The organism is Xanthomonas sp. A1809, assembly GCF_017746015.1.
Taxonomy (GTDB): domain Bacteria; phylum Pseudomonadota; class Gammaproteobacteria; order Xanthomonadales; family Xanthomonadaceae; genus Xanthomonas; species Xanthomonas euvesicatoria.
This window is the reverse complement of the sequence record NZ_JAGHWZ010000051.1, coordinates 1-1433: the sequence shown is the minus strand read 5'-3', so window position 1 is coordinate 1433 and position 1433 is coordinate 1. Positions and strand designations below refer to the sequence as shown.

At 66.5% G+C, this 1433-nt stretch carries 4 protein-coding genes; all 4 read right to left on the bottom strand.

Annotated features, from left to right (window positions below; genetic code table 11):
• On the bottom strand, positions 1-277 hold a 277-nt coding region (locus J7396_RS22245; protein ID WP_209262167.1), incomplete at its 3' end, for a Ref family recombination enhancement nuclease.
• A 340-nt stretch (positions 278-617) separates the two neighbouring features.
• Positions 618-1067: a hypothetical protein gene (locus J7396_RS22240; protein WP_209262166.1), complete on the bottom strand. Its 450-nt coding sequence runs from the start codon at positions 1065-1067 to the stop codon at positions 618-620.
• Positions 1068-1069: 2 nt separating this feature from the next.
• Positions 1070-1249 carry a hypothetical protein gene (locus tag J7396_RS22235; protein ID WP_209262165.1) on the bottom strand — a complete coding sequence of 60 codons (180 nt, stop codon included), beginning with the start codon at positions 1247-1249 and terminating at the stop codon, positions 1070-1072.
• The coding region (locus tag J7396_RS22230; protein ID WP_209262164.1) for a hypothetical protein at positions 1249-1433 on the bottom strand (185 nt) is incomplete at its 5' end. The genes J7396_RS22230 and J7396_RS22235, both read right to left, overlap by 1 nt.

Below are 1433 nucleotides of genomic sequence, written 5' to 3'. Positions count from 1 at the left end.
CCATCAGCGATGGGCCGTAGCGATCGCGGGTGCTGCTGGTCGTCTGCCTGGGCATCGGGTGCCCACGGTGGTGCCACACGCACAGCGCGTACCCGAACAGGTGCCCGCGCCGGCGGTTGCCGCTCTTGCAGTGGTTGTAGTCGCAGCCCACCACCACCTGCTGCCGCGGCAGCAGGCCGGCCGCCATGCGCACCACGCACGCCATGCACGGCCCTTCCTTCGACAGCTCGAACCGCGCCACCTCCGCAGCTGTCGGCGTGCCGGTGCTGTGGCGCATCACGACACCACACCTATGCGGCTGCGTCGGTATCGGGCATGCATACAGTTGCGCGCCGTATCGATCTGAGCGGCCGTCAGAAGCGGCAGACGCGGATTTACCACTGCCCCTATGCATCCATGACAGTGGTCAATCGTTCCGTGCCCGCAAATGTGTCCTACTGGGCGTGCGTGTTTTGCACAAACCGGAGCATCGCAGGTGTACGACGTCGACAGCATGGCTTCCATCGACGTCACAGCGAACGGAGCTTGCCCTTTGCGTTTCACAAGCTCGCCCGTAGACACCAAGGCAATTGCCTTGTCGCAAAACACGGTTGCCTCGCTGTCGCAGAACAGGCATTTCATGCCATCACCTGCAGCAGCGGGCGCACCGCGTTCGGGCGCAGGCGCCGGCCGACCAGCTCGAACCCGGCCGCGCGCAGGGTCAGGTAGGCGCCCTGGCGCAGTGGCGCGTGCCCGGCGTTGGCGATCAGGTTGTTCGCCGTCTCCATGCGCTCGAAGTTCTTGCGGCCGCGCCCGCAGTAGTAGCCGCGCAGGACGCAGGCCATGACCACGTCCTGCCTTGCGATGCCGCCGATCACGTCCTCCACGCGCTGGGCGCGGGCGTCCACCTCCAGCGGCTTGAAACCCACGTTGGGCGGCGGCATCTCGCCGCGGTGCTCTATCAGCACCTGCAGCATGTTTTTGCTGGCCAGGCCCAGATAGTCGAAGTCCCGGTGCAGCGCGAACTCGGAGCCCCACCATTCCAGGTCTGCGCGCGTCGCCTCGGTGAAGCTGTCGAACTCGGCCATGGTCAGGCCCTCCCCTGCACCGGCTCGGCGCTGCCATCCCGGCCCAGGCACCACACCTGGCCGTCGACGTGCACGTTTGCCCACGAGGCGCCCTGCAGCAGCAACCAGTGTGTCGCGTCGTCCAGCGATTCGAACTCGTGGCGCGCGGCGCGCGGATCGGCTGCGTTGGTGTTCGTGTCCATCAATTCCCCCTCTTCTCTGCTGCTGCCGCGATGCGTTCGAACTTGCGGGCCTGGTACTCATTGGCTTGGATCGCCGCGCTTTTGCTCTTACGCTCGCGCTCGCCGATGGCCGGCTTGCTGTGGATGCCGTCGAGCCGCGCACGGATCTGGTTCGCTTGATTCCGCGCCCAGGCCGAGCGCTTGG

What these genes read in the sequence shown, in the direction of transcription:
- J7396_RS22240 (WP_209262166.1), bottom strand. Translation starts at nt 1,067, where the DNA reads ATGGCCGAGTTCGACAGCTTCACCGAGGCGACGCGCGCAGACCTGGAA.
- J7396_RS22235 (WP_209262165.1), bottom strand. Translation starts at nt 1,249, where the DNA reads ATGGACACGAACACCAACGCAGCCGATCCGCGCGCCGCGCGCCACGAG.